Source organism: Xanthomonas indica, from assembly GCF_040529045.1.
GTDB lineage: Bacteria > Pseudomonadota > Gammaproteobacteria > Xanthomonadales > Xanthomonadaceae > Xanthomonas_A > Xanthomonas_A indica.
Window position 1 is genome coordinate 1,325,749 of record NZ_CP131914.1, and the last position, 17,896, is coordinate 1,343,644.

Annotated in this window: 14 protein-coding genes; 2 read left to right on the plus strand and 12 right to left on the minus strand. The window is 69.6% G+C overall.

Annotated features, from left to right (window positions below; all coding sequences use genetic code 11):
* Positions 1-70 precede the first annotated feature (70 nt).
* From Q7W82_RS05720 to Q7W82_RS05775, 12 genes are all read right to left on the minus strand, one after another.
* Positions 71-1,306: an FtsX-like permease family protein gene (locus tag Q7W82_RS05720; protein WP_242159679.1), complete on the minus strand. Its 1,236-nt coding sequence runs from the start codon at positions 1,304-1,306 to the stop codon at positions 71-73.
* Positions 1,303-2,634: an ABC transporter permease gene (locus Q7W82_RS05725; protein WP_242159680.1), complete on the minus strand. Its 1,332-nt coding sequence runs from the start codon at positions 2,632-2,634 to the stop codon at positions 1,303-1,305. The genes Q7W82_RS05720 and Q7W82_RS05725 overlap by 4 nt, the downstream gene beginning before the upstream one ends.
* A 36-nt stretch (positions 2,635-2,670) precedes the next feature.
* Positions 2,671-3,891, minus strand: coding sequence for an FtsX-like permease family protein (locus Q7W82_RS05730; RefSeq protein WP_242159681.1), 1,221 nt, complete (start codon positions 3,889-3,891; stop codon positions 2,671-2,673).
* Positions 3,892-3,928: 37 nt separating this feature from the next.
* The gene (locus Q7W82_RS05735; RefSeq protein ID WP_242159682.1) at positions 3,929-5,230 is read right to left on the minus strand and encodes an ABC transporter permease; all 1,302 of its coding nucleotides are present in this window, start codon (positions 5,228-5,230) and stop codon (positions 3,929-3,931) included.
* Positions 5,231-5,279: 49 nt separating this feature from the next.
* Positions 5,280-6,506, minus strand: coding sequence for an FtsX-like permease family protein (locus Q7W82_RS05740; RefSeq protein WP_242159683.1), 1,227 nt, complete (start codon positions 6,504-6,506; stop codon positions 5,280-5,282).
* Positions 6,507-6,552: 46 nt separating this feature from the next.
* A complete protein-coding gene (locus tag Q7W82_RS05745) occupies positions 6,553-7,848 on the minus strand; it encodes an ABC transporter permease (protein WP_242159684.1) in 1,296 nt (431 codons plus the stop codon).
* A gap of 13 nt (positions 7,849-7,861) precedes the next feature.
* Complete coding sequence (locus tag Q7W82_RS05750) at positions 7,862-9,103, minus strand: FtsX-like permease family protein (protein WP_242159685.1); 1,242 nt, start codon at positions 9,101-9,103, stop codon at positions 7,862-7,864.
* Positions 9,100-10,410 carry an ABC transporter permease gene (locus tag Q7W82_RS05755; protein ID WP_242159686.1) on the minus strand — a complete coding sequence of 437 codons (1,311 nt, stop codon included), beginning with the start codon at positions 10,408-10,410 and terminating at the stop codon, positions 9,100-9,102. Before Q7W82_RS05755 ends, Q7W82_RS05750 begins: the two co-directional genes overlap by 4 nt.
* A 12-nt stretch (positions 10,411-10,422) precedes the next feature.
* Positions 10,423-11,637 carry an FtsX-like permease family protein gene (locus Q7W82_RS05760; RefSeq protein ID WP_242159687.1) on the minus strand — a complete coding sequence of 405 codons (1,215 nt, stop codon included), beginning with the start codon at positions 11,635-11,637 and terminating at the stop codon, positions 10,423-10,425.
* A 15-nt stretch (positions 11,638-11,652) separates the two neighbouring features.
* Positions 11,653-12,975, minus strand: coding sequence for an ABC transporter permease (locus tag Q7W82_RS05765; protein ID WP_242159688.1), 1,323 nt, complete (start codon positions 12,973-12,975; stop codon positions 11,653-11,655).
* A gap of 28 nt (positions 12,976-13,003) precedes the next feature.
* Positions 13,004-13,720 (minus strand): ABC transporter ATP-binding protein, encoded by a 717-nt coding sequence (locus Q7W82_RS05770; RefSeq protein ID WP_242083751.1) that lies wholly within the window; start codon positions 13,718-13,720, stop codon positions 13,004-13,006.
* A 128-nt stretch (positions 13,721-13,848) separates the two neighbouring features.
* Positions 13,849-15,117 (minus strand): efflux RND transporter periplasmic adaptor subunit, encoded by a 1,269-nt coding sequence (locus Q7W82_RS05775; protein ID WP_242159689.1) that lies wholly within the window; start codon positions 15,115-15,117, stop codon positions 13,849-13,851.
* Positions 15,118-15,359: 242 nt separating this feature from the next.
* Between Q7W82_RS05775 and glmS the strand changes: the two genes are divergently transcribed.
* Together glmS and Q7W82_RS05785 are read left to right on the plus strand one after the other, a co-directional pair.
* On the plus strand, positions 15,360-17,192 hold the full coding sequence (gene glmS, locus Q7W82_RS05780) for a glutamine--fructose-6-phosphate transaminase (isomerizing) (protein ID WP_242159690.1): 1,833 nt from the start codon (positions 15,360-15,362) through the stop codon (positions 17,190-17,192).
* Positions 17,193-17,299: 107 nt separating this feature from the next.
* Positions 17,300-17,773: a hypothetical protein gene (locus Q7W82_RS05785; protein WP_209032510.1), complete on the plus strand. Its 474-nt coding sequence runs from the start codon at positions 17,300-17,302 to the stop codon at positions 17,771-17,773.
* Positions 17,774-17,896: the final 123 nt, after the last annotated feature.

A 17,896-nucleotide genomic window follows, 5' to 3' on the forward strand; every position in this document is an offset into this window, starting at 1 on the left:
GAAGAAAAACGGACCAGGCGGCATCATCGCAGTCCGCGCGCGGCTTGTCGTGCCTGCGTGCATCGGCGCCTCAGACACTGCGCGTGGCCACCGCCGGCGGCACCGCGGCGGCGCGGCGGGCGGGCGCCAGGATCGCCAGTTGGCCGAGCAGCAAGAGTGTTGCAGCGACGGTCGGCAGGTAGCCCAGCGGCAGGCGTGGCAGATCGTAGCGCTGCAACAGCGCTTGATTGAGCAGCAACGCCAGCACCATGCCCGCGGCGCTGCCGGCGCTCACGATCAGCAGGTTTTCGGTCTGGAAATGGCGCAGGATGTCGCGACGGGTCGCGCCGATGGCGCGGCGGATGCCGATCTGGCGCGTGCGTTGCTGCACCCAGAAACTGGCCAGTCCGCCGATGCCCAGGGCGGTCACGAACAACAGGCCGGTGGTCGCCGCGAGCAGCAACCCGATCATGGTGGCATCGCGCTGGAAATAGCGCTGCCGCAGCTGGGAATAGCTGCGGCGCCCTTCGGCCGGAATCAGCCGCAGCGGTCCTGCCTGTGCCAGCGCGCCGGCCGCTGCGGCCAGGATCCGTTCGCGGTCCTGCGGCGCGCTGCGCAACAGGTATTGCACCTGGTTGCCCGCGGGCAGCTGCGGCGACAGCGCGGCCAGATGGTCGACCGCTGCGCCGCGCAGCGTCGTGCGCAGCAGATCGTCGACGACACCGACGACGATGGCGCCGTGGACTCCGCCATACAGCGTTTTGCCGACCGCAGGTTGACCTGGCCACAGTTGCCGCGCCAGCGCGCGGGTGACGATCACGGCGCTCGGTGTGGCGGTGGAATATTCGTCGGCACGGAAGTCGCGGCCAGCGACCAGGTGCGCGCCCATGGCCTGCACGAAACCGGGCGAGCCGGAGTAATACGTGGCCTGGATGCACCCTGTATTGTCCATCGACTGCTGCGCCATCGCGCGGTCCAGCGTCTGCCGGTCGGGGCAACCGCCATAGTCGTTGGCGCCGCCGGACAGCGGCAGGCTGAAGCCGATCGCGGCGGCCGCGGTGACACCGGGAATGCTGCGCAACGCCCGCAGATCGGATTGTTGCTGGGCCGGCGCGTTGCCATCGCTCTGGACGCCGCGCACCGAGATCAGCGAAAGTTCTTCCTCGGGCAAGCCGCTGGAGACCCGCAGACGTTCGATGCGCCCACCGATCAGGAACACGGCGTTGGCGACGAAGGCGCAGGTCAGCGCGACCTGCAGCGCCAGCAGCGCGGCGGTCAGGCGGTGATGCTGCAGGCTGGAGAGGATGGGACGGATTGGCAGATTCATGTCAGGTCCTTGATCTGCAGGGCGGGGTCGATCCGGCTGGCCCGCCAGGCGGGCAGCAGGCCCGCCAGCAGTGCGGCGATCACCGCCAGTGCCACGGTGGCGAGCAGCATTTGCAGGTCCATCCGCGCCAACCTGGCGTAGTCGTCCGGGCGCTGCCGCACGCTCCACAGACCCAGTTCGGCGATCGCAATGCCCACTGCGCCACCGAGCAGTCCGATCAGCGCGGCCTCGCTGCCGAACTGCAGGAACACGTGGCCGCGGCGGGCACCGAGCGCGCGCCGCACGCCGATCTCGCCGCCGCGGCGCAGGAATTTCGCCAGCAGCAAGGCGATCACGTTGACCAGGCAGATCCACAGGAAACCCAGCGCCAGCAGCGTCTGCAGGCGCACATCGTCGGGCACCATCCGCAGGTGGCGCAGCCAGTCCATCAACGCATACAGGCGCGCCCGCTCCGGCGGACGCTGGAAGCGGCCGCTGGCATGCTGTGTCGCGGCGTAGTCGTAGAGCAGGCGCTGGTAGGCGGCGACCTGCTGCGGCGTGTCCAGGCGCACCCAGAACTGCAGCCAGCTGGTCGACGGATCCTTGCGTCGCGCCGCGTCGTCGCCGTTGAAGCTGTTCCAACTGCTGATGTTGCTGTTGACGTCCAGTGCCAGTTCCATCGCGGTCGACAGGGGCAGGAAGAAATCGTCGTGCTGGCCGAAACTGCCCTTGCTGCCAGGGTCGGCGTAGAACAGCGGTTGCGGATCCCATTGGCCGGTCACGCCGATCACCTGGAAGCCGATGCGCTTTTCCCCCAGCGCCACCCGCTGGCCGATCGGATCGTGCGCGCCGAACAGGGTGTTGGCCAGGGTGCGGCTCAGCACGATGACGCGGGCGTGGCTTTGGTCGTCCGCCGCGCTCCAGCCGTGGCCGCGCTGCAAGGGGATGCCGAACAGGGCGAAGAACCCGGCGCTGGTGTAGCAGCCGCTCAGGTCGAGCGGCGCTTGCGCCGCGCGCGGCGGCCACAGCAAGACCTGCCCGCCGGTCATCGCCGCCTGCGGCGTGGCGGGTGCGGCGCGTAGCAGCGCCATGGCGTCGGGCCATGTGAGGTTGTCGGCCGGATCGCCCCACTCGTGGTTTTCTGGATAGCTGGACGGCAACGGATCCAGATGCGGGGTGTAGAGCGCATCGCTCTTGCCCGGCAGCGGATCGCGCGACATCACGTGCAGCACCGTCAGCATGGTCATGCTCGCGCCGATGCCCAGGCCGATCGCCAGCACCATCAACGCCGTGGCGACCGGCGTGCGCAGCAGGCTGCGCCAGGCCAGCGGCAGGTAATAGTTCAGCATCCCGCGTCTCCTCGCTCGATGGGTGGCCGCGCTCGCTCAGACACTGCGCGTGGCCACCGCCGGCGGCACCGCGGCGGCGCGGCGGGCGGGCGGCAGCACCGCGAGCTGGCCGAGCAGCCACAGCACCACCGCGCCGACCGGCAGGTACCACAACGGCAGCCGCGGCAACTCGTAGGCGCTCATCAGGTACAGGTTGGCGGCGTAGGCCAGCAGCATGCCGAGCACGATGCCGGTACTGGCGAGCAGAAAGTTCTCCAGCTGGAAATGCCGCAGGATCTGCGTGCAGGTGGCGCCGAGCGCACGGCGGATGCCGATCTGCTTGGTGCGCTGCTGCACCCAGAAACTGGTCAGGCCGACGATGCCCAGCGCGGTGACCAGCAGCAGCGCCGCGCTCACGCCCACCAGCAGCCAGGCCATCGCCTGGTCGTTGCGGTAATAGTCCGAGCGCGCCTGCTCCAGGGTCTTGGCGCTCCTGACCATGCGCCGTGGGCCCTGCTGCTGCAGCACCGCCTTGGCCTGCCGCAGCACCGCCTCGCGTTGCGCCGGGTCGCGCACGCGCAGCAGGTAGGTGCTCCTGGAGGAGGCCACGTTCACCGGGAACAGCATGGCGAAGTCGTACTGGGACTCGGCGCCCATGTCGCGCGGCTGCACCAGGCGCTCGACCACGCCAACCACGCGATGTTCGCCGAACACATAGAGGTTGCGGCCGACCGCGTCCCGGCCGGGGAACAGGCGCTGCGCCAGCGCCTGGCTGAGAATCACCGCCGGCGGCGCGCGCTTGTCGACGGTGCTGGTCAACTGCGCTTCGTCGACGAACTCGTCGGCGCGGAAACCGCGTCCGGCGATCAGGCGCAGCCCCAAGGTGTCGAGCAGATGCGCATCGCCGAAGTAGTGCACGGCATGCAGGGTGCTGCGCTCCTGGTCCGGCTGCAGCGACACGCCGCTGTAGCCGATCGAATCGCCGAACAGCGCCATGTTGATGCTGCTGGCATCGCGCACGCCGGGAATGCGCCGCAGCGCGTCCAGATCGGACTGGGTCAATGCGGCGCTGTTGCCGTCCTTGACCACGCTGCGGGTGCGCAGTTGCACCAGCTCCTGCTCGGCGACGCCGCTGGGCCGGTGCATGCGCTCGAGCCGTTGGTCGATCAGGAACAGCGCATTGCAGACCACAGCGCAGCTGAAGGCGATTTCCAGCACGATCAGGCTGGCCGCGACGCGGTGCTTGCGCAGGCTGGAGAGAATGGGATGAAGAGACACGGCGGGAGTCCTGGCTGAGAGGGGCGCACGCGGCGCGTCATTGCGACTTGAGTTGCAGGGCGGTGGGCACGCGCATCGCCTGCCAGGCCGGCAGCAGGCCGGCCAGCAGGCTGCTGCCCAGGCTCAGGCCAAGCGCGAGCAGCAGCATGCGGCCATCCAGGTGCGCCAGCGACGCGTACTCGGCCGGCTGCTGCCGCACCAGCCAGGTGCCGATCCAGGCCAGCAGCAGGCCGGCGCTGCCGCCGGCCACGCCGATCGTCGCCACCTCGACCAGGTGCTGGGCGAAGATCGCCCGGCGCGAGGCGCCCAGCGCGCGGCGCACGCCGATTTCGCCGCTGTGGCGCAGGAACTTGGCCAGCATCAGGCCGGCGGTGTTGAGCAGGCAGATGCTCAGGAACGCCAGCGCCAGCCACACCTGCAGACGCACGTCGGAGGGCACCGCGTGGTTGCGGTCCAACCAGGTCATCACGTCGCTGAGGCGGATGTCCGGCGGATGGCTGAAGCGGCCAGCATCGCGCTGCTGTTGCGCATACGCTTGCAGCGCGTCCAGGTAGGCGACGCGTTTGCCGGGGCTGTCCAGTTCCACCCAGTACTGGATCCAGGCGCACGGCGCGTTTTCGCTGGTCTTGCCATCGGCCGTGTCGCCCCAGCAGGACATCGAGCCGCTGACGTCCAGGTCCAGGTCGCGTGCGGTGGAGAACGGCACGAAGACGTCCTCGCTGTTGCCGTACTCGGTATTGGTCAGGTCGTAGAAGCGCGGATTCATGTTCCAGTCGTCCATCACCCCGACCACCCGCAGCGCGCTATCGCCGAGCTGCAGTTCGCGCCCGACGCTGTCCACGTCGCCGAACAGTTGCGCGTTGAGGCGTTGCGAGATGACCACCACGCGCGCGCGCCGGGCATCGTCGTCCGCGGTCCAGGCGTGGCCGTAGCGCATCGGCACCGCGAACATGGGGAAGAAATCGGCACTGGTGTAGCGCGCTTCGGCGCCGAACGGGGTCTGCGCCGCTTGCGCAGGGATCACGGTCACGCCGCCGGCAGACATCATCGCCTGGCGGTCGCCGCGCCGGTCGCGCAGCAACGTCTCGGCATCGCGCCGGCTCAGTTGCTGCGGATCGGTGTCGTTCGGATCGTAGTGGTCGTCCGGCTGAAGATTGAGTTCGACGTTGAACAGCTGCGCACTTTTGCCGGGAATGGGATCGGCCGCCAGCACGTGGAACACGGTCAGCGTGGTCATCGACGCGCCGATGCCCACCGCCATCGCCAGCACCATCAGGGCGGTGAGCAGGCGATTGCGACGAAAACTGTGCAGCGCCAGTTTGCAGTAGTAGCCGAGCATCGTGCGTCCTGAAGAAAAAAGGCCGGCCGAAGCCGGCCAACGGGATGGGTCAGGTGCTGCGAGTGGCGACGGCCGGCGGCACGTCGGCGGCGCGGCGCGCCGGCGCGAACACGGCGAGCTGGCCGAGCAGCCACAGCGCCACCGCGCCGATCGGCAGGTAGGACAGCGGCAGCCGCGGCAATTCGTACTTGCCCATCAGCCATTGGTTGATGGCGTAGGCCAGCAGCATGCCGAGCACGATGCCGGTGCTGGCCAGCAGGAAGTTCTCGGTCTGGAAGTAGCGCAGGATCTGCCCGCGGGTGGCGCCGAGCGCGCGGCGGATGCCGATCTGCTTGGTGCGTTGCTGCACCCAGAAGCTGGCCAGGCCGACGATGCCCAGCGCGGTCACCACCAGCAACGCCACGCAGACCGCGCCGAGCAGCCACACCATCGCGCGGTCGCCCTGGAAGTAGGCGTCGCGAATCTCGCTGTAGGTCTGCTGCTTGAGCACCAGCCGGCTGCTGTCGACCTTCATCAGTGCCGCGGTGGCCGCGTTCAGTACTTCCTGGCGCCGTGACGGGTCGGTGACCCGCAGCACGTACAGCCCGTCGGTGTAGTTCAGGCGAAACGGCAGCAGCATCGCGTAGTCGATCTCGGCCAGGCCGCTGGTGGCGGCGGGCCGTGCCAGGGTCTCGACGATGCCGACCACGCGGGCGCCCACCGGCCCGGTATACACGGTCTTGCCCAGCGCGTTCTGCCCCGGGAACATCTTTTCGGCGGTGGCGCGGTTGAGGATGATGGCGGTGCCTTTCTCCTGGATCCGCTTGTCGGTCTGGGCGGCCTCCAGATCCATGTATTCGTCGGGGGCGAAATCGCGCCCGGCCACCAGCTTCAGGCCCAGGGTCTTCAGCGTGCCTTCCTCGGCCATGTACTGCGCCGCGTTGAGCGTGGGCCGCTCCTGGTCCGCGGTCAGCGACAGGCTGGTGTTCCAGGAGTAGTGCACGAACGGCACCTGGTTGAGCAACGTGGCGCTGCGCACGCCGGGCACCGCGCGCAACGCGGCCAGGTCCTCGCGGGTGCGCACGGCGGCGTTGACCTGCTGGCCGATGCCGCCCAGCGAGATCGTCACCAGTTCCGACTCGGCGATGCCGCTGGGCCGGTGCAGGGTCTCGATGCGGTTGCCGATCAGGAACAGCGCGTTGCACACGATCGCGCAGGCCAGGGCGATCTCCAGCACGATCAGCGCGGCGGCGGTCTTGTGCCGGCGCAGGGTGGACAGGATGGGGCGGATATCCATGGCGATGACCTTGTGAGGATGCGTGGAAGGCGCAGGGCGCGCAGGATCAGGACTTGAGCTGCAGGGCGGGCGCGACCTGGATGGCGCGCCACGACGGCAACAGGCCGGCGAGCAGGCTGGCGCCCACCGCCATCGCGAAGGTCAGCGCCAGCATGCTCGGGTCCAGGTGCGCCAGCTTGGCGTAGCTGGCCGGCTGCTGGCGCACGGCCCACAGGCCGAGCGTGGCCAGCGCCAGGCCGGCCATGCCGCCGACCAGGCCGATGGCGCCGGCCTCCACCAGGCATTGCGCGAAGATCGCTCCGCGCGAAGCGCCCAGTGCGCGGCGCACGCCGATCTCGCCGCTGCGGCGCAGGAACTTGGCCAGCAGCAGGCCGACGGTGTTGAGCAGGCACACCAGCAGGAAGCCCATCGCCAGCCACAGTTGCAGGCGCACGTCGCCGGGCACCACTTCGTTGTGGTCCAGCCACTGCATGACGTTGCGCAGGCGCACGTTGTTGGGGCGCTGGAAGCGGCCGGCGGCGCGCTGCTGCGAGGAATAGTTCTCCAGGTAGGCTTTGTAGTCGGCGGCCTGCGCCGGGTTTTCCAGTTCCACCCAGTACTGCACCCAGGTGCAGGGGGCGTTGAGCGCGGTCTGGTCGCCGTTGCTGTCGCCGAAGCAGTTCATGCTGCCGTTGCGGTCCATCTTCAGGTCCATCGCCACCGAGAACGGCAGGTAGGCCTGTTCGTCCGACCCGTAGGTGTTGGTGACGTCGTAGAAGCGCGGTTTGGGGTCCCAGGCGTCGAGCACGCCGACGATGCGGAAAGTGTTCTGGTCCACGCGCAGTTCGCGGCCGACGCTGTCGGCGCCGTCGAACAGTTTCTCGTTGAGCGTCTTGCTGATGACCACCACGCGGTCGTGGCGCTCGTCTTCGGTGCCGGTCCAGCCGTGGCCGTACAGGAACGGCGTGTCGAACATCGGGAAGAAGTCCGCCGAGGTGAAGCGCGCTTCCGACTTGAACGGCTTCAGGCCGCTCTTGCGCGGTTCGATCGCCACGCTGCCGCCGGTCATCAGCGCCTGGCGCTTGGCGCGCTTCTCGCGCAGCAGGGCCTCGGCATCGAAGCGGGTGTTCTGCGAATCCGGTTCCTCGCCCGGCTGGTAGCCGGCCTTGGGCTGGGCATCCACCTGCACGTAGAACAGGCGATCGCTCTTCTGCGGGATCGGGTCGCCGGAGAGCACGTGGAACACGGTCAGCGTGGTCATGCTGGCGCCGATCCCCAAGGCGATGGCCAGCACCATCAGCGCAGTGAGGACGGTGTTGCGGCGGAAGCTGTGCAAGGCGAGGCGGACGTAGTAGCCGAACATGGGAGCTCCGGGGTCAGGCGCTGCGGGTGGCGGTGGCGGGCGGGACGGCGGCGGCGCGCAGGGCGGGGCCGAGCACGGCGCATTGGCCGAGCAGCCACACCGCGACGATGCCGGTCAGCACGGTGGGCGAAGACAGCCGCTCCAGTTCGAAGCGCTGCATCAGCCACTGGTTCATGACGTAGGCGAGCACCGCGCCGAGCAGCGCGCCGCCGCCGACGATCAGCAGGTTTTCCAACTGGAAGTAGCGCAGGATGTCGCCGCGGGTGGCGCCGAGCGCGCGGCGGATGCCGATCTGCCGGGTGCGCTGCTGCACCCAGAAGCTGGCCAGCCCGCCGATGCCCAGTGCGGTGACGGTGAGCAGGATCAGGATGATCGCCAGCAGCATCCGCGCCACTGCGCTGTCGCTCTTGAAGTAATCCGCACGCACTTCCTGCAGGGTGGCGGCCGGCTGCTGCACGTAGGTGGGATTGGCGCGCTGCATCGCCGCCGCGGCGCGCGGCAGCACCTGCGCCAGTTGCCCGGGCTTGCTGCGGATCAGGTAGATGCCACCCCAGCCTTCGCTGCGGGCGGCGACTTCGGTCAGCAGCGCGTCGGCGTCGTCGTCGTGGCCGGTGATGCTGCCGCGTACCGGCGCCATCACGCCGACGATGTCCAGACCCACCTGCTGGTTGAAGAGGCTGGCGTAGAGCGTGCGTCCCAGCGGCGAGACGCCGGGGAACAGCTTGGCGGCCAGCGACGGGGTGATCAGCGCCGGCAGGCGCCGCTCGACCCCGGCAGGCGCGCCGAACAATGCGGAGGCGCCAGGGAGTTCCGCATCGCGCAGGTCGCGGCCGGCGACGATGCGGATGCCCAGGGTCCGGTTCAGGCCCTGGCTGCCGTTGAACAGCGTCGCCCGTGCGACCGGCTGCGTGGCCTGCGGTTGCAGGAACAGTTGTGCCCGGTTGGGGCCGGCCAGCGGCGGCGGGCCGAACGCCGCCGCTTCCACACCGGGGACCGCTTGCAGGAGGTCCAGGTTGCGGCCGACACTGCTGACGTTGCCCGGCTCGCCGATCACGCCGATGCTCTGGATCAGGCCGATGTCCTGCTCCATCACCCCGGTGGGCGTGTGCACGCGCTGGTAGGTGCGGGCGATGATGAACACCAGGTTGCACAGCACCGCCAGGGTCAGGGCGATCTGCAGGGCCATCAGCACCACCGCGGCGCGATGGCTGCCCAGCGCGGACAGGATGGGGCGTACCGGAGGCAGCGAGGTCATAGCGATTTCACCTGCAGGGCGGGGGCGATGCGCGAGGCGCGCCAGGCCGGCCACAGGCCGGCGGCCAGCGCCGAGAGCGTGGCCACGGCCAGGGCGATGCCCAGGATCGCGGGATCGGCATGGGCTTGTTGCGCATAGGCCACCGGTTGCTGGCGCACCAGCCACAGGCCGATCCAGGTCAGCGGAATGCCGAGCAGACCGCCCAGGCAGCCGATCAGCGCCGACTCGGCCAGGCATTGCGCGAACACCGCGCGGCGGCTGGCACCGAGCGCACGGCGCACGCCGATCTCGCCGGCCTTGCGCATGAACTTGGCGACCAGCAAGCCGACCGCATTGAGCAGGCACACCAACAGCACGCCGAAGGCGATCCAGGTCTGCATGCGCACCGTGGCCGGCACCACCCGCTTGTAATCCAGCCACGCGACCAGGCTGCGCAGGCGCGTGTTGGGCGCGCGCTCGAAACGGCCGAGCTGGCGCTGCTGCGCGCTGTAGGCATCCAGCGCCGCGCGGTAGCGCCGCACCTGCTCCGGCGTGTCCAACCGCACCCAGTACTGCACCCAGGTGCATTGCGCGGCCTTGGGGTCGTGCAGGCCGGCCTCGCCATCCTTGCCCCAGCACTGCATCGGCCCGTAGCCGTAGTCCTGCGGCAGGTCCAGCCAGGTCTCGAACGGTATGTACAGCGCCTCCGGCGGCGTGTACGCGCCGGAGTTGAGATCGTAGAAGCGCGGCTGCGCATCCCAGGCGTCGATCACCCCGATCACCCGGAACGGGCGGGTGGCGATGGTCAGGGTCTTGCCGACGCTGTCCGCGCCGCCGAACAGCGCGTCGTTGAGCTGGCGGCTCAGCACCACCACCAGCGCGCGCTGCGTATCGTCGCGATGGCTCCAGCCGCTGCCGTAGAGGAAGCGCATGCCGAACATGCCGAACAGATCGGCCGTGGCGGCGCGGGTGGTGAGCATGCGCAAGGGGCTGTTGGACACGGTCTGGCGCACCGGCAGCCAGTTCCCGCTGGTCATGGTCTGCGCCGGCGCAGCCTGCGCCCGGTACAGCGCGGTCGCGTCCTGCCAGGTCAACTCGTCCGGCGGCTCGGGGTCGGCACTGGGCAGGTTGCGCGGACGCGGATCCAGCTGCGGGTGGAACAGCGTGGCGCTGTGCCCGGGCAAGGGATCGCCAGAGAGTGTGTGCAGCACCGTCAGCATGGTCATCGACGCGCCGATACCCAGCGCCACGGCCAGCACCATCAGCGCGGTGAGGATGCGGTTGCGGCCGAAGCTGCGCAGCGCGAGGCGTAGGTAGTAAGCGAGCATGCGGACTCCGGGTCAGGCGCTGCGGGTGGCGATGGCGGGAGCGACCGCGGCGGCGCGCAGGGCCGGGCCGAGCACGGCGAGCTGGCCGAGCGCGCACAGCAGCAGCGCGCCGACCGGCAGGTAGCTGGCCGGCAGCCGCTCCAGTTCGAAGACGTGCATCAGCAGCACGTTGCCGCCGTAGGCCAGCAGCATGCCCAGGGCCACGCCGGCGCCGACCAGCAACAGGTTCTCGGTCTGGAAGTAGCGCAGGATGTCGCGGCGGGTGGCGCCGAGCGCGCGGCGGATGCCGATCTGCTTGGTGCGCTGCTGCACCCAGAAGCTGGCCAGGCCGACGATGCCAAGCGCGGTCACCAGCAGCATCGCGACGATGATCGCGACCAGCAGCCCGGTCATCGCGCGGTCGCTCTGGAAATACGTCTGCCGCAGTGCGTCCAGTGGCTTGCTGTTGGCGTTGTCCAGCACGGCCTCGGGCACTGCCCGCGCCACTGCCGCGCGCGCCTGGGCCAACACCCGCGGCAGGTCGCGCGGATCGGCGCGCAGCACGTAGGTGCCGGACTGCGCGGCCTCGCGCACCGGGATCACCACCGACCAGTCGCTGCCGATCACGCCATCCTCGCTGCGGCCCGGATCGGGGCGCGCCAGGTGCGTCAGCGTGCCGATCACGCGGAAATGGCCGCCGGCCCAGAACTCCTTCCCCAGCGGATCCTGGCCCGGCCACAGGTGCGCGGCCAGCGCCCGCGTGATCCAAACGCCGGCCGCGGTCGGGATGCCGTTGACCAGCGGCTGGTAGTCCGCGTCGCCGAACGCGCGGCCACTGTCCGGCGTCAGTTCCAGCGCGGCGACAGCGCCCGGGCTGAGCATGTAGAAGTGCGGCACGCCGCCCACCTGGGTGCAGTCCTGGTCCAGGCACAGCCCGTTGTTGAACGCCGGCGGCGCGAACGGCACCGTGTTGATGGCGCCGGCCGCGCGCACGCCGGGCGTGCGCCGCACCGCATCCAGGGCGCGGGCGTTGACGTCGGCATCGTTGCAGCCGTCGCAGCCGGACAGCGACACCAGGCCCAGCGCGGCCTCGTCGATGCCGCTGCGCAGGTGCACTAGTTCCAGGCGGTTGCCGATCAGGAAGAAGGCGTTGCACAGCACGGCGCAGGCCAGCGCCACTTCCAGCGCGATCAGCGTCGCTGCGACGCGGTGGCGCGACAGCGCGCTGAGGATGGGAGTGATCTGCATCGTCGCGTCCCCCGCTTACAGACTCTTGAGTTGCATGGCTGGCGCGATACCGCTGGCGCGCAGGGCGGGGAACAGGCCGGCCGCGAGGCTGCAGGCGATCGCCAGTGCGAAGGTGCCGGCGAAGGTCGTCAGGTCCAGATGCGCCAGATCGGCGTAGGCGGTCGGCTGCTGGCGCACGCTCCACAGGCCGAGCAGGGTCAGCAGCCAGCCGCCGATGCCGCCGATCAGGCCGATCAGGCTGGCCTCGGTCAGGCATTGCGCGAAGATCGCGCGGCGCGAAGCCCCCAACGCGCGGCGCACGCCGATCTCGCCGCCGCGGCGCAGGAACTTGGCCAGCAGCAGGCCGACGCTGTTGAACAGGCACAGGCCCAGGAACGCCAGCGCCAGCCAACTCTGCAGGCGCACGTCGCCCGGCACCACGCGGTTGTGGTCCAGCCATTGCGGCAGGGACAGCAGGCGCGCGGTGTCGGCGCGGCCGATGCGCCCGGCGGCCTGCTGTTGCGCGGCGTAGTCGGCCAGCAGGCGGCGGTAGTCGGCGACCTTCGCCGGCGTGTCCAACTGCACCCACAACTGCAGCCACACGCACGGGGCGCTGCGCAGGTCCATGGTGGCCTCGGGCTTGCTGAAGCAGGTCCACGGCTGGATGTGGCCGTCGTTGACCTCCAGGCTGCTGGACAGCGGCATGAACACGTCCTGCGTGCGTCCATAGAAGCTGGCGGTATCGCCGTGGGCGAAGCTGCCGCCGGCCAACGTGTAGAACAGCGGCGACGGCCGCCACGGTGCCAGCACGCCGACGATGCGCACTGCGGTGCCGCGCACCAGCAGGCTGCGGCCGACGCTGTTGCGGCCCTGGAACAGCTTGGCGTTGAGGTCGGACGAGATCACCGCCACCCGCGCCCGGTCCTGATCGTCGCGCGCGCGCCAGCCGCTGCCGTAGGCGAACGGCACCTGGAACATCGGGAAGAAATCGGCCTGGGTCATCAGCAACTGGGTCATGAAGGGCGGGGCGGCGCTGTCCGCCGCGTGCACCTTGATCTCGCTCTCGGCGACCATGGCCTGGCGATCGGCGCGCCCGCGCGTCCACAGGTCAAAGGCCGAGATGTAGTCGAGCTTGTCGTACGGCTTCTGGTTGGCCCCCTTGCTGGGCCGTGGATCCAGTTGCGCGAAGAAGATCTGCTGGCTGCGCCCGGGCAAGGGATCGCCGGACAGCAGCCGCATCACCGTCAGCGTGGTCATCGCCGCGCCGATGCCCACCGCGATGGACAGCACCATCAGCGCGGTAAGCACCGGGCTGCGGCGCAGGCTGCGCCACGCTTGCTGGAAGTAGTAGCCGAGCATGCCGGTCCCCGCGCCGTCGCCGTGCCGGTCAGCGCGCGGCCGCGGCGTCGCTGCCGCCGTGCGCCAGCACCGGTTCGCGCTGCAGGTCGGTGGCCTGGCCGTCGACGATGTGCACGTTGCGCTGGGCGCGCGCGGCCAGTTCCGGATCGTGGGTGACCATGACGATGGTCGAGCCCTGCGCGTTGATCTCCTCCAGCAGTTCCATCACCCCGCGCGCCATCTGCGAGTCGAGGTTGCCGGTCGGTTCGTCGGCCAGCAGCAGGCGCGGGCTGCCGGCCAGGGCGCGGGCGATCGCCGCACGCTGCTGCTGGCCGCCGGACAGCTCGGACGGGTAGTGCTTCATGCGCGAGCCCAGCCCGACCCGGCTCAGCGCCTCCTCGATGCGCTGCTTGCGCTCGGCCGCGCCCATGCCGCGGTAGCGCAGCGGCACGTCGACGTTGTCGAACAGGTTGAGATCGGGAATCAGGTTGAAGCCCTGGAAGATGAAGCCGATCTTCTGGTTGCGCATGCGCGAGCGCGCATCGTCGTTGAGGTTGCTGACGTCCTGGCCATCGAGCAGGTACTGCCCACTGGTGAAGGTTTCCAGCAACCCGGCGATGTTGAGGAAGGTGGTCTTGCCCGAGCCCGACGGCCCGGTGACGGCGACGAACTCGCCCTCGCGGACATGCAGGTCCAGCGAGCGCAACGCATGCGTCTCGACCTGTTCGGTGCGGAAGACCTTGGAGACGGCGCGCATTTCGAGCATGGCATGAGTTCCTGTGGTGGTGGAGCGGGGATTGGGGATTGGGGATGTCGGGAATCGGAATCAGCAGTCGGGAAAGGAGAACGGGAGAGGCTGACGAATCCCCAATCCCGACTCCCCAATCCCAACTCTCAATGCACCGTGACCTGCGGTGCGTCGCCGAACAGATCGCTGCCGGAGACCACCACGCGGTCGCCCGGTTGCAGGCCCGAGCGCACTTCGACTTCGCCCAGGCTGGTGACGCCCAGTTCGACCGGGCGGCGCACCGCCGAGTCGCCGTCCATGACGTAGGCGTAGCGGCCGCCGGACTGTTCGACGAACGGGCCGCGCTCGAGCTTGAGCACGTTCTTGCGGGTATCCAGCAGCACCCGCGCGCTCATGCGCTGGCTCTGGCGCAGGCCCGGCGGCTGCTTGTCGGTGAAGCGGATGCGCGCATTGACCTCGCCGTTGACCACTTCCGGCGATACCGCCGAGATCGCCCCGGCGAACGGTTCGCCAGCGCCGCTGGTCAACTGCGCCGGCATGCCGATCGCCAGGTCGCGGGCGAAGCTTTCCGGCACCTTGATCTCCAGTTCGAACTTGGACAGGTCGACCACGCTCAGCACCGGCGCGTTGGCGGCGACGTTGGTGTGCTGCGAGACCTGCACCTGGCCGACCTGACCATCGAACGGCGAGCGCAGGGTCAGCAGGTCGACCTGGCGCTGCACCTCGGCCACCACCGCGCGCTGGCGCTCGGCGAGCAGGCGCTTGTTGCGCGCGTCCAGCGACGCGCCCTGCGCCTGCAGGCCCGAATCCTTCTGCGCGTGGCTCATCGCGATGTCGGCCTTCTTCAGCGTGTCCTGGGCCTTGGCCAGTTCCACCGCCGGCACCGCGCCGCCTTCGTAGCCGCGCTGGTAGCGCTCCAGGTCGCGGCTGGCGGCCTGCCGCTCGATCTGCGCCTGGTCGATCAGCTTGCTGGCGTTGGCGCGGGCCAGGGTCGCGTCCAGGTCGGCGCGGCCGGCCTCCGCTTCCAGGCCGGCCAGGGTGGCCTCTTCCTGGGCCAGCTTGCTGCGCAATTCGGGGCTGTCGATCTCGGCCAGTTCCTGGCCCTGCTTGACCACGTCGCCGGCGACCACCTTCAGGGTCACGGTGCCGCCGGAGATGGCGTACAGGGTGGGGCTGTTGGCGGCGATCAGGCGGCCGTCGGCGGAGATGTCGCGGACCAGGTCGCCGCGGGTCACCGTGGCGATGCGCACGCGTTGCGCGTCGAAGGAGCGGCTGCCGGCGATCCAGCCGCGGGCGGCGAAGGCGATGCCCAGCAGCACCAGCGCGACGATCAGCCCGGGCCACAGCCAGCGGCGCCAGGCCGCGGAGCGGGGGCGGGCGAGAACCTGGTCCTGGGCGGAGGTGTCACGGATCATCGGTACGGTCGCAGCGGTGAGGATGGGGACTTCACAGCACGATGCGTGCCAACTGCAAACCATTGAATTGCATGGAAGCGGACGGCGCGGACAGGTGTCCGGGTGTCCGCGGACACGTTCGCGGACACTGGGGCGCGGCATGCTCGGGAATGGGTGACACGCCCTGTGTCCGGCAGCGGACAGCGGCGAGACATTCAGCGGACTTCGCTAGAATGATGGACTTTTCGTCTGAGGGGCTGGCTATGTGCGGTATCGTCGGTGCGATCGCAGATCGCGATGTGGTTCCTGTCCTGATCGAGGGGCTCAAGCGCCTGGAGTACCGGGGCTACGATTCGGCCGGCATCGCCGCCATCGCCGATGGCGAGGTGCGCCGCGTACGGCGCACAGGCCGTGTGGTGGAAACCGAGAGCGCCGCGCTGGCCGAAGGCCTGCACGCGCCGCTGGGCATCGGTCATACCCGCTGGGCGACCCACGGTGGCGTCACCGAAGCCAATGCGCATCCGCACGTCAGCCACGGCGACCTGGCCCTGGTCCACAACGGCATCATCGAGAACCACGAGCAGCAGCGCGAGCGCCTGACCGCGCTGGGCTACGTGTTCGAGTCGCAGACCGACACCGAGGTCATCGCCCACCTGATCCACCACTACATCGCCCAGGGGCGCGACCTGCTCGGCGCGCTGCAGGCGGCGGTGAAGGAACTGACCGGCGCCTATGCCGTGGCCGCGGTGAGCAAGTCGCGCCCGGACCTGCTGGTGTGTGCGCGCATGGGCTGTCCGCTGCTGATCGGTTTGGGCGAGGGTGAGAACTTCATCGCCTCCGACGTCTCGGCGGTGATTCAGGCCACGCGCCGGGTGATCTTCCTGGAAGAGGGCGACACCGCCGAGCTGCGCCGCGACGGCGTGCAGGTGTACGACGCGCAGGACCAGCCGGTGCAGCGCGAGCCGCACGTGTCCGACGTGTCGCTGGCCTCGCTGGAACTGGGCCCGTACCGCCACTTCATGCAGAAGGAGATCCACGAGCAGCCGCGCGCGCTGGCCGACACGCTGGAGGCGCTGTTCGACGCCGGCGGGTTCGACACCACGCTGTTCGGCAGCAAGGCCGAGGCGCTGCTGGCCGACGTGGATGGCGTGCAGATCCTGGCCTGCGGCACCAGCTACTACGCCGGGCTGACCGCGCGCTACTGGATCGAGGGCATCGCCGGGCTGCCGTGCAGCGTGGAGATCGCCAGCGAGTACCGCTACCGCGATGCCTGCGCCAATCCGCGGCAACTGATCGTGACCATCTCCCAGTCCGGCGAAACCCTGGACACGATGGAGGCGCTCAAGTACGCCAAGGCACTGGGCCATACCAAGACCCTGTCGATCTGCAACGTGCCCGAGAGCGCGATCCCACGCGCCAGCGCGATGGTGCTGTACACCCGTGCCGGCGCCGAGGTCGGCGTGGCTTCGACCAAGGCCTTCACCACCCAGCTGGCGGCGCTGTTCCAGCTCACCTGCGTGCTGGCCAAGCGCCGCGGGCGGCTGAGCGCCGAACAGGAGGCCGAGTACCTGGAGCAGCTGCGCTACCTGCCCGGCAGCGTGCAGCACGTGCTCAACCTGGAGCCGCAGATCGCGGTATGGGCCGAGCGCTTCGCCGACAAGCACAACGCGCTGTTCCTCGGCCGCGGCCTGCATTACCCGATCGCCCTGGAAGGCGCGCTCAAGCTCAAGGAGATCACCTACATCCACGCCGAGGGCTATCCGGCCGGCGAGCTCAAGCATGGCCCGCTGGCGCTGGTGGACGCCAACATGCCGGTGGTGGTGATCGCGCCCAACGACACCTTGCTGGAGAAGGTGAAGTCGAACATGCAGGAAGTGCGCGCGCGCGGCGGCGAGCTGTTCGTGTTCGCCGACCAGGACAGCAACTTCAGCGAATCCGAGGGCGTGCACGTGATCCGCACGCCACGCCATGCCGGCGTGCTCAGCCCGGTGCTGCACACCGTGCCGGTGCAGTTGCTGGCCTACCACACCGCGCTGGCGCGCGGCACCGACGTGGACAAGCCGCGCAACCTGGCCAAGTCGGTGACGGTGGAGTAAGTCGCCGCGCCGGCGTTGCCTTGGCAGACGGCGTAGTCGGCTGCCAGCGCACTGGCCCGGGTTATGCATAAGCTTCCTGCGAGGGTTCCCACCACGCAGGAGGACGCATGTACGAGTCTTTCAGACAGGGGGCGCCGGCCGAGCTGTGGCAGGCGCTGGTGCACGAGGCCGGGCAGCGCCTGGGCCGGCCGCTGGACGAATCGCGCGAGCACTATCTGGTGTTCGTGCTGCTGCGCTACCAGCGCGATGCGCAGCTGCTGGCGCGCATCCAGGCGCTTGCGTGGTTGCATGCGCAGGAGCAGGTGGGGCGTGCGCGCGCCGACGCGTTGCGCGAGGTCGGCGACGGTTGCCTGCTCATCGCCGGGCTGTTCCCCGGCGTGGCGGCGCGACGTCGGGTCAGCGTGGACTACTTCATCGATCTCGGCCGCGGCGCCTATGCCGAAGTCGCCGAGACCCGCGACAGCGACGCCAGCCTGTTCGGGCAACTCGCGCGCAGCTACCGTGAGCTGGTCCGCACACTGGGGGCGCTGCGTCCGCCGCGGCACGAGGTGGAGGCACTGCAGGCGGCGCTGCACGCGTGAGCGGTGAAGGGGCACGTCGAGCGCCCGTCGCCGTCGATGCCTGATGCGCTGTGCCGCGGCCCCCGGTTCCGCATCTCGTAGGAGCGGCTTCAGCCGCGACGGGCTTTCCCGATAACGCCCGTC

Bases quoted from the DNA above. Each gene is read 5' to 3' on its own strand.
- Q7W82_RS05745 (WP_242159684.1), bottom strand. From the start codon at position 7,848: ATGTTCGGCTACTACGTCCGCCTCGCCTTGCACAGCTTCCGCCGCAAC.
- Q7W82_RS05720 (WP_242159679.1), bottom strand. From the start codon at position 1,306: ATGAATCTGCCAATCCGTCCCATCCTCTCCAGCCTGCAGCATCACCGC.
- Q7W82_RS05765 (WP_242159688.1), bottom strand. From the start codon at position 12,975: ATGCTCGGCTACTACTTCCAGCAAGCGTGGCGCAGCCTGCGCCGCAGC.
- Q7W82_RS05755 (WP_242159686.1), bottom strand. From the start codon at position 10,410: ATGCTCGCTTACTACCTACGCCTCGCGCTGCGCAGCTTCGGCCGCAAC.
- Q7W82_RS05725 (WP_242159680.1), bottom strand. From the start codon at position 2,634: ATGCTGAACTATTACCTGCCGCTGGCCTGGCGCAGCCTGCTGCGCACG.
- glmS (WP_242159690.1), top strand. From the start codon at position 15,360: ATGTGCGGTATCGTCGGTGCGATCGCAGATCGCGATGTGGTTCCTGTC.
- Q7W82_RS05770 (WP_242083751.1), bottom strand. From the start codon at position 13,720: ATGCTCGAAATGCGCGCCGTCTCCAAGGTCTTCCGCACCGAACAGGTC.
- Q7W82_RS05750 (WP_242159685.1), bottom strand. From the start codon at position 9,103: ATGACCTCGCTGCCTCCGGTACGCCCCATCCTGTCCGCGCTGGGCAGC.
- Q7W82_RS05740 (WP_242159683.1), bottom strand. From the start codon at position 6,506: ATGGATATCCGCCCCATCCTGTCCACCCTGCGCCGGCACAAGACCGCC.
- Q7W82_RS05775 (WP_242159689.1), bottom strand. From the start codon at position 15,117: ATGATCCGTGACACCTCCGCCCAGGACCAGGTTCTCGCCCGCCCCCGC.
- Q7W82_RS05760 (WP_242159687.1), bottom strand. From the start codon at position 11,637: ATGCAGATCACTCCCATCCTCAGCGCGCTGTCGCGCCACCGCGTCGCA.
- Q7W82_RS05735 (WP_242159682.1), bottom strand. From the start codon at position 5,230: ATGCTCGGCTACTACTGCAAACTGGCGCTGCACAGTTTTCGTCGCAAT.
- Q7W82_RS05785 (WP_209032510.1), top strand. From the start codon at position 17,300: ATGTACGAGTCTTTCAGACAGGGGGCGCCGGCCGAGCTGTGGCAGGCG.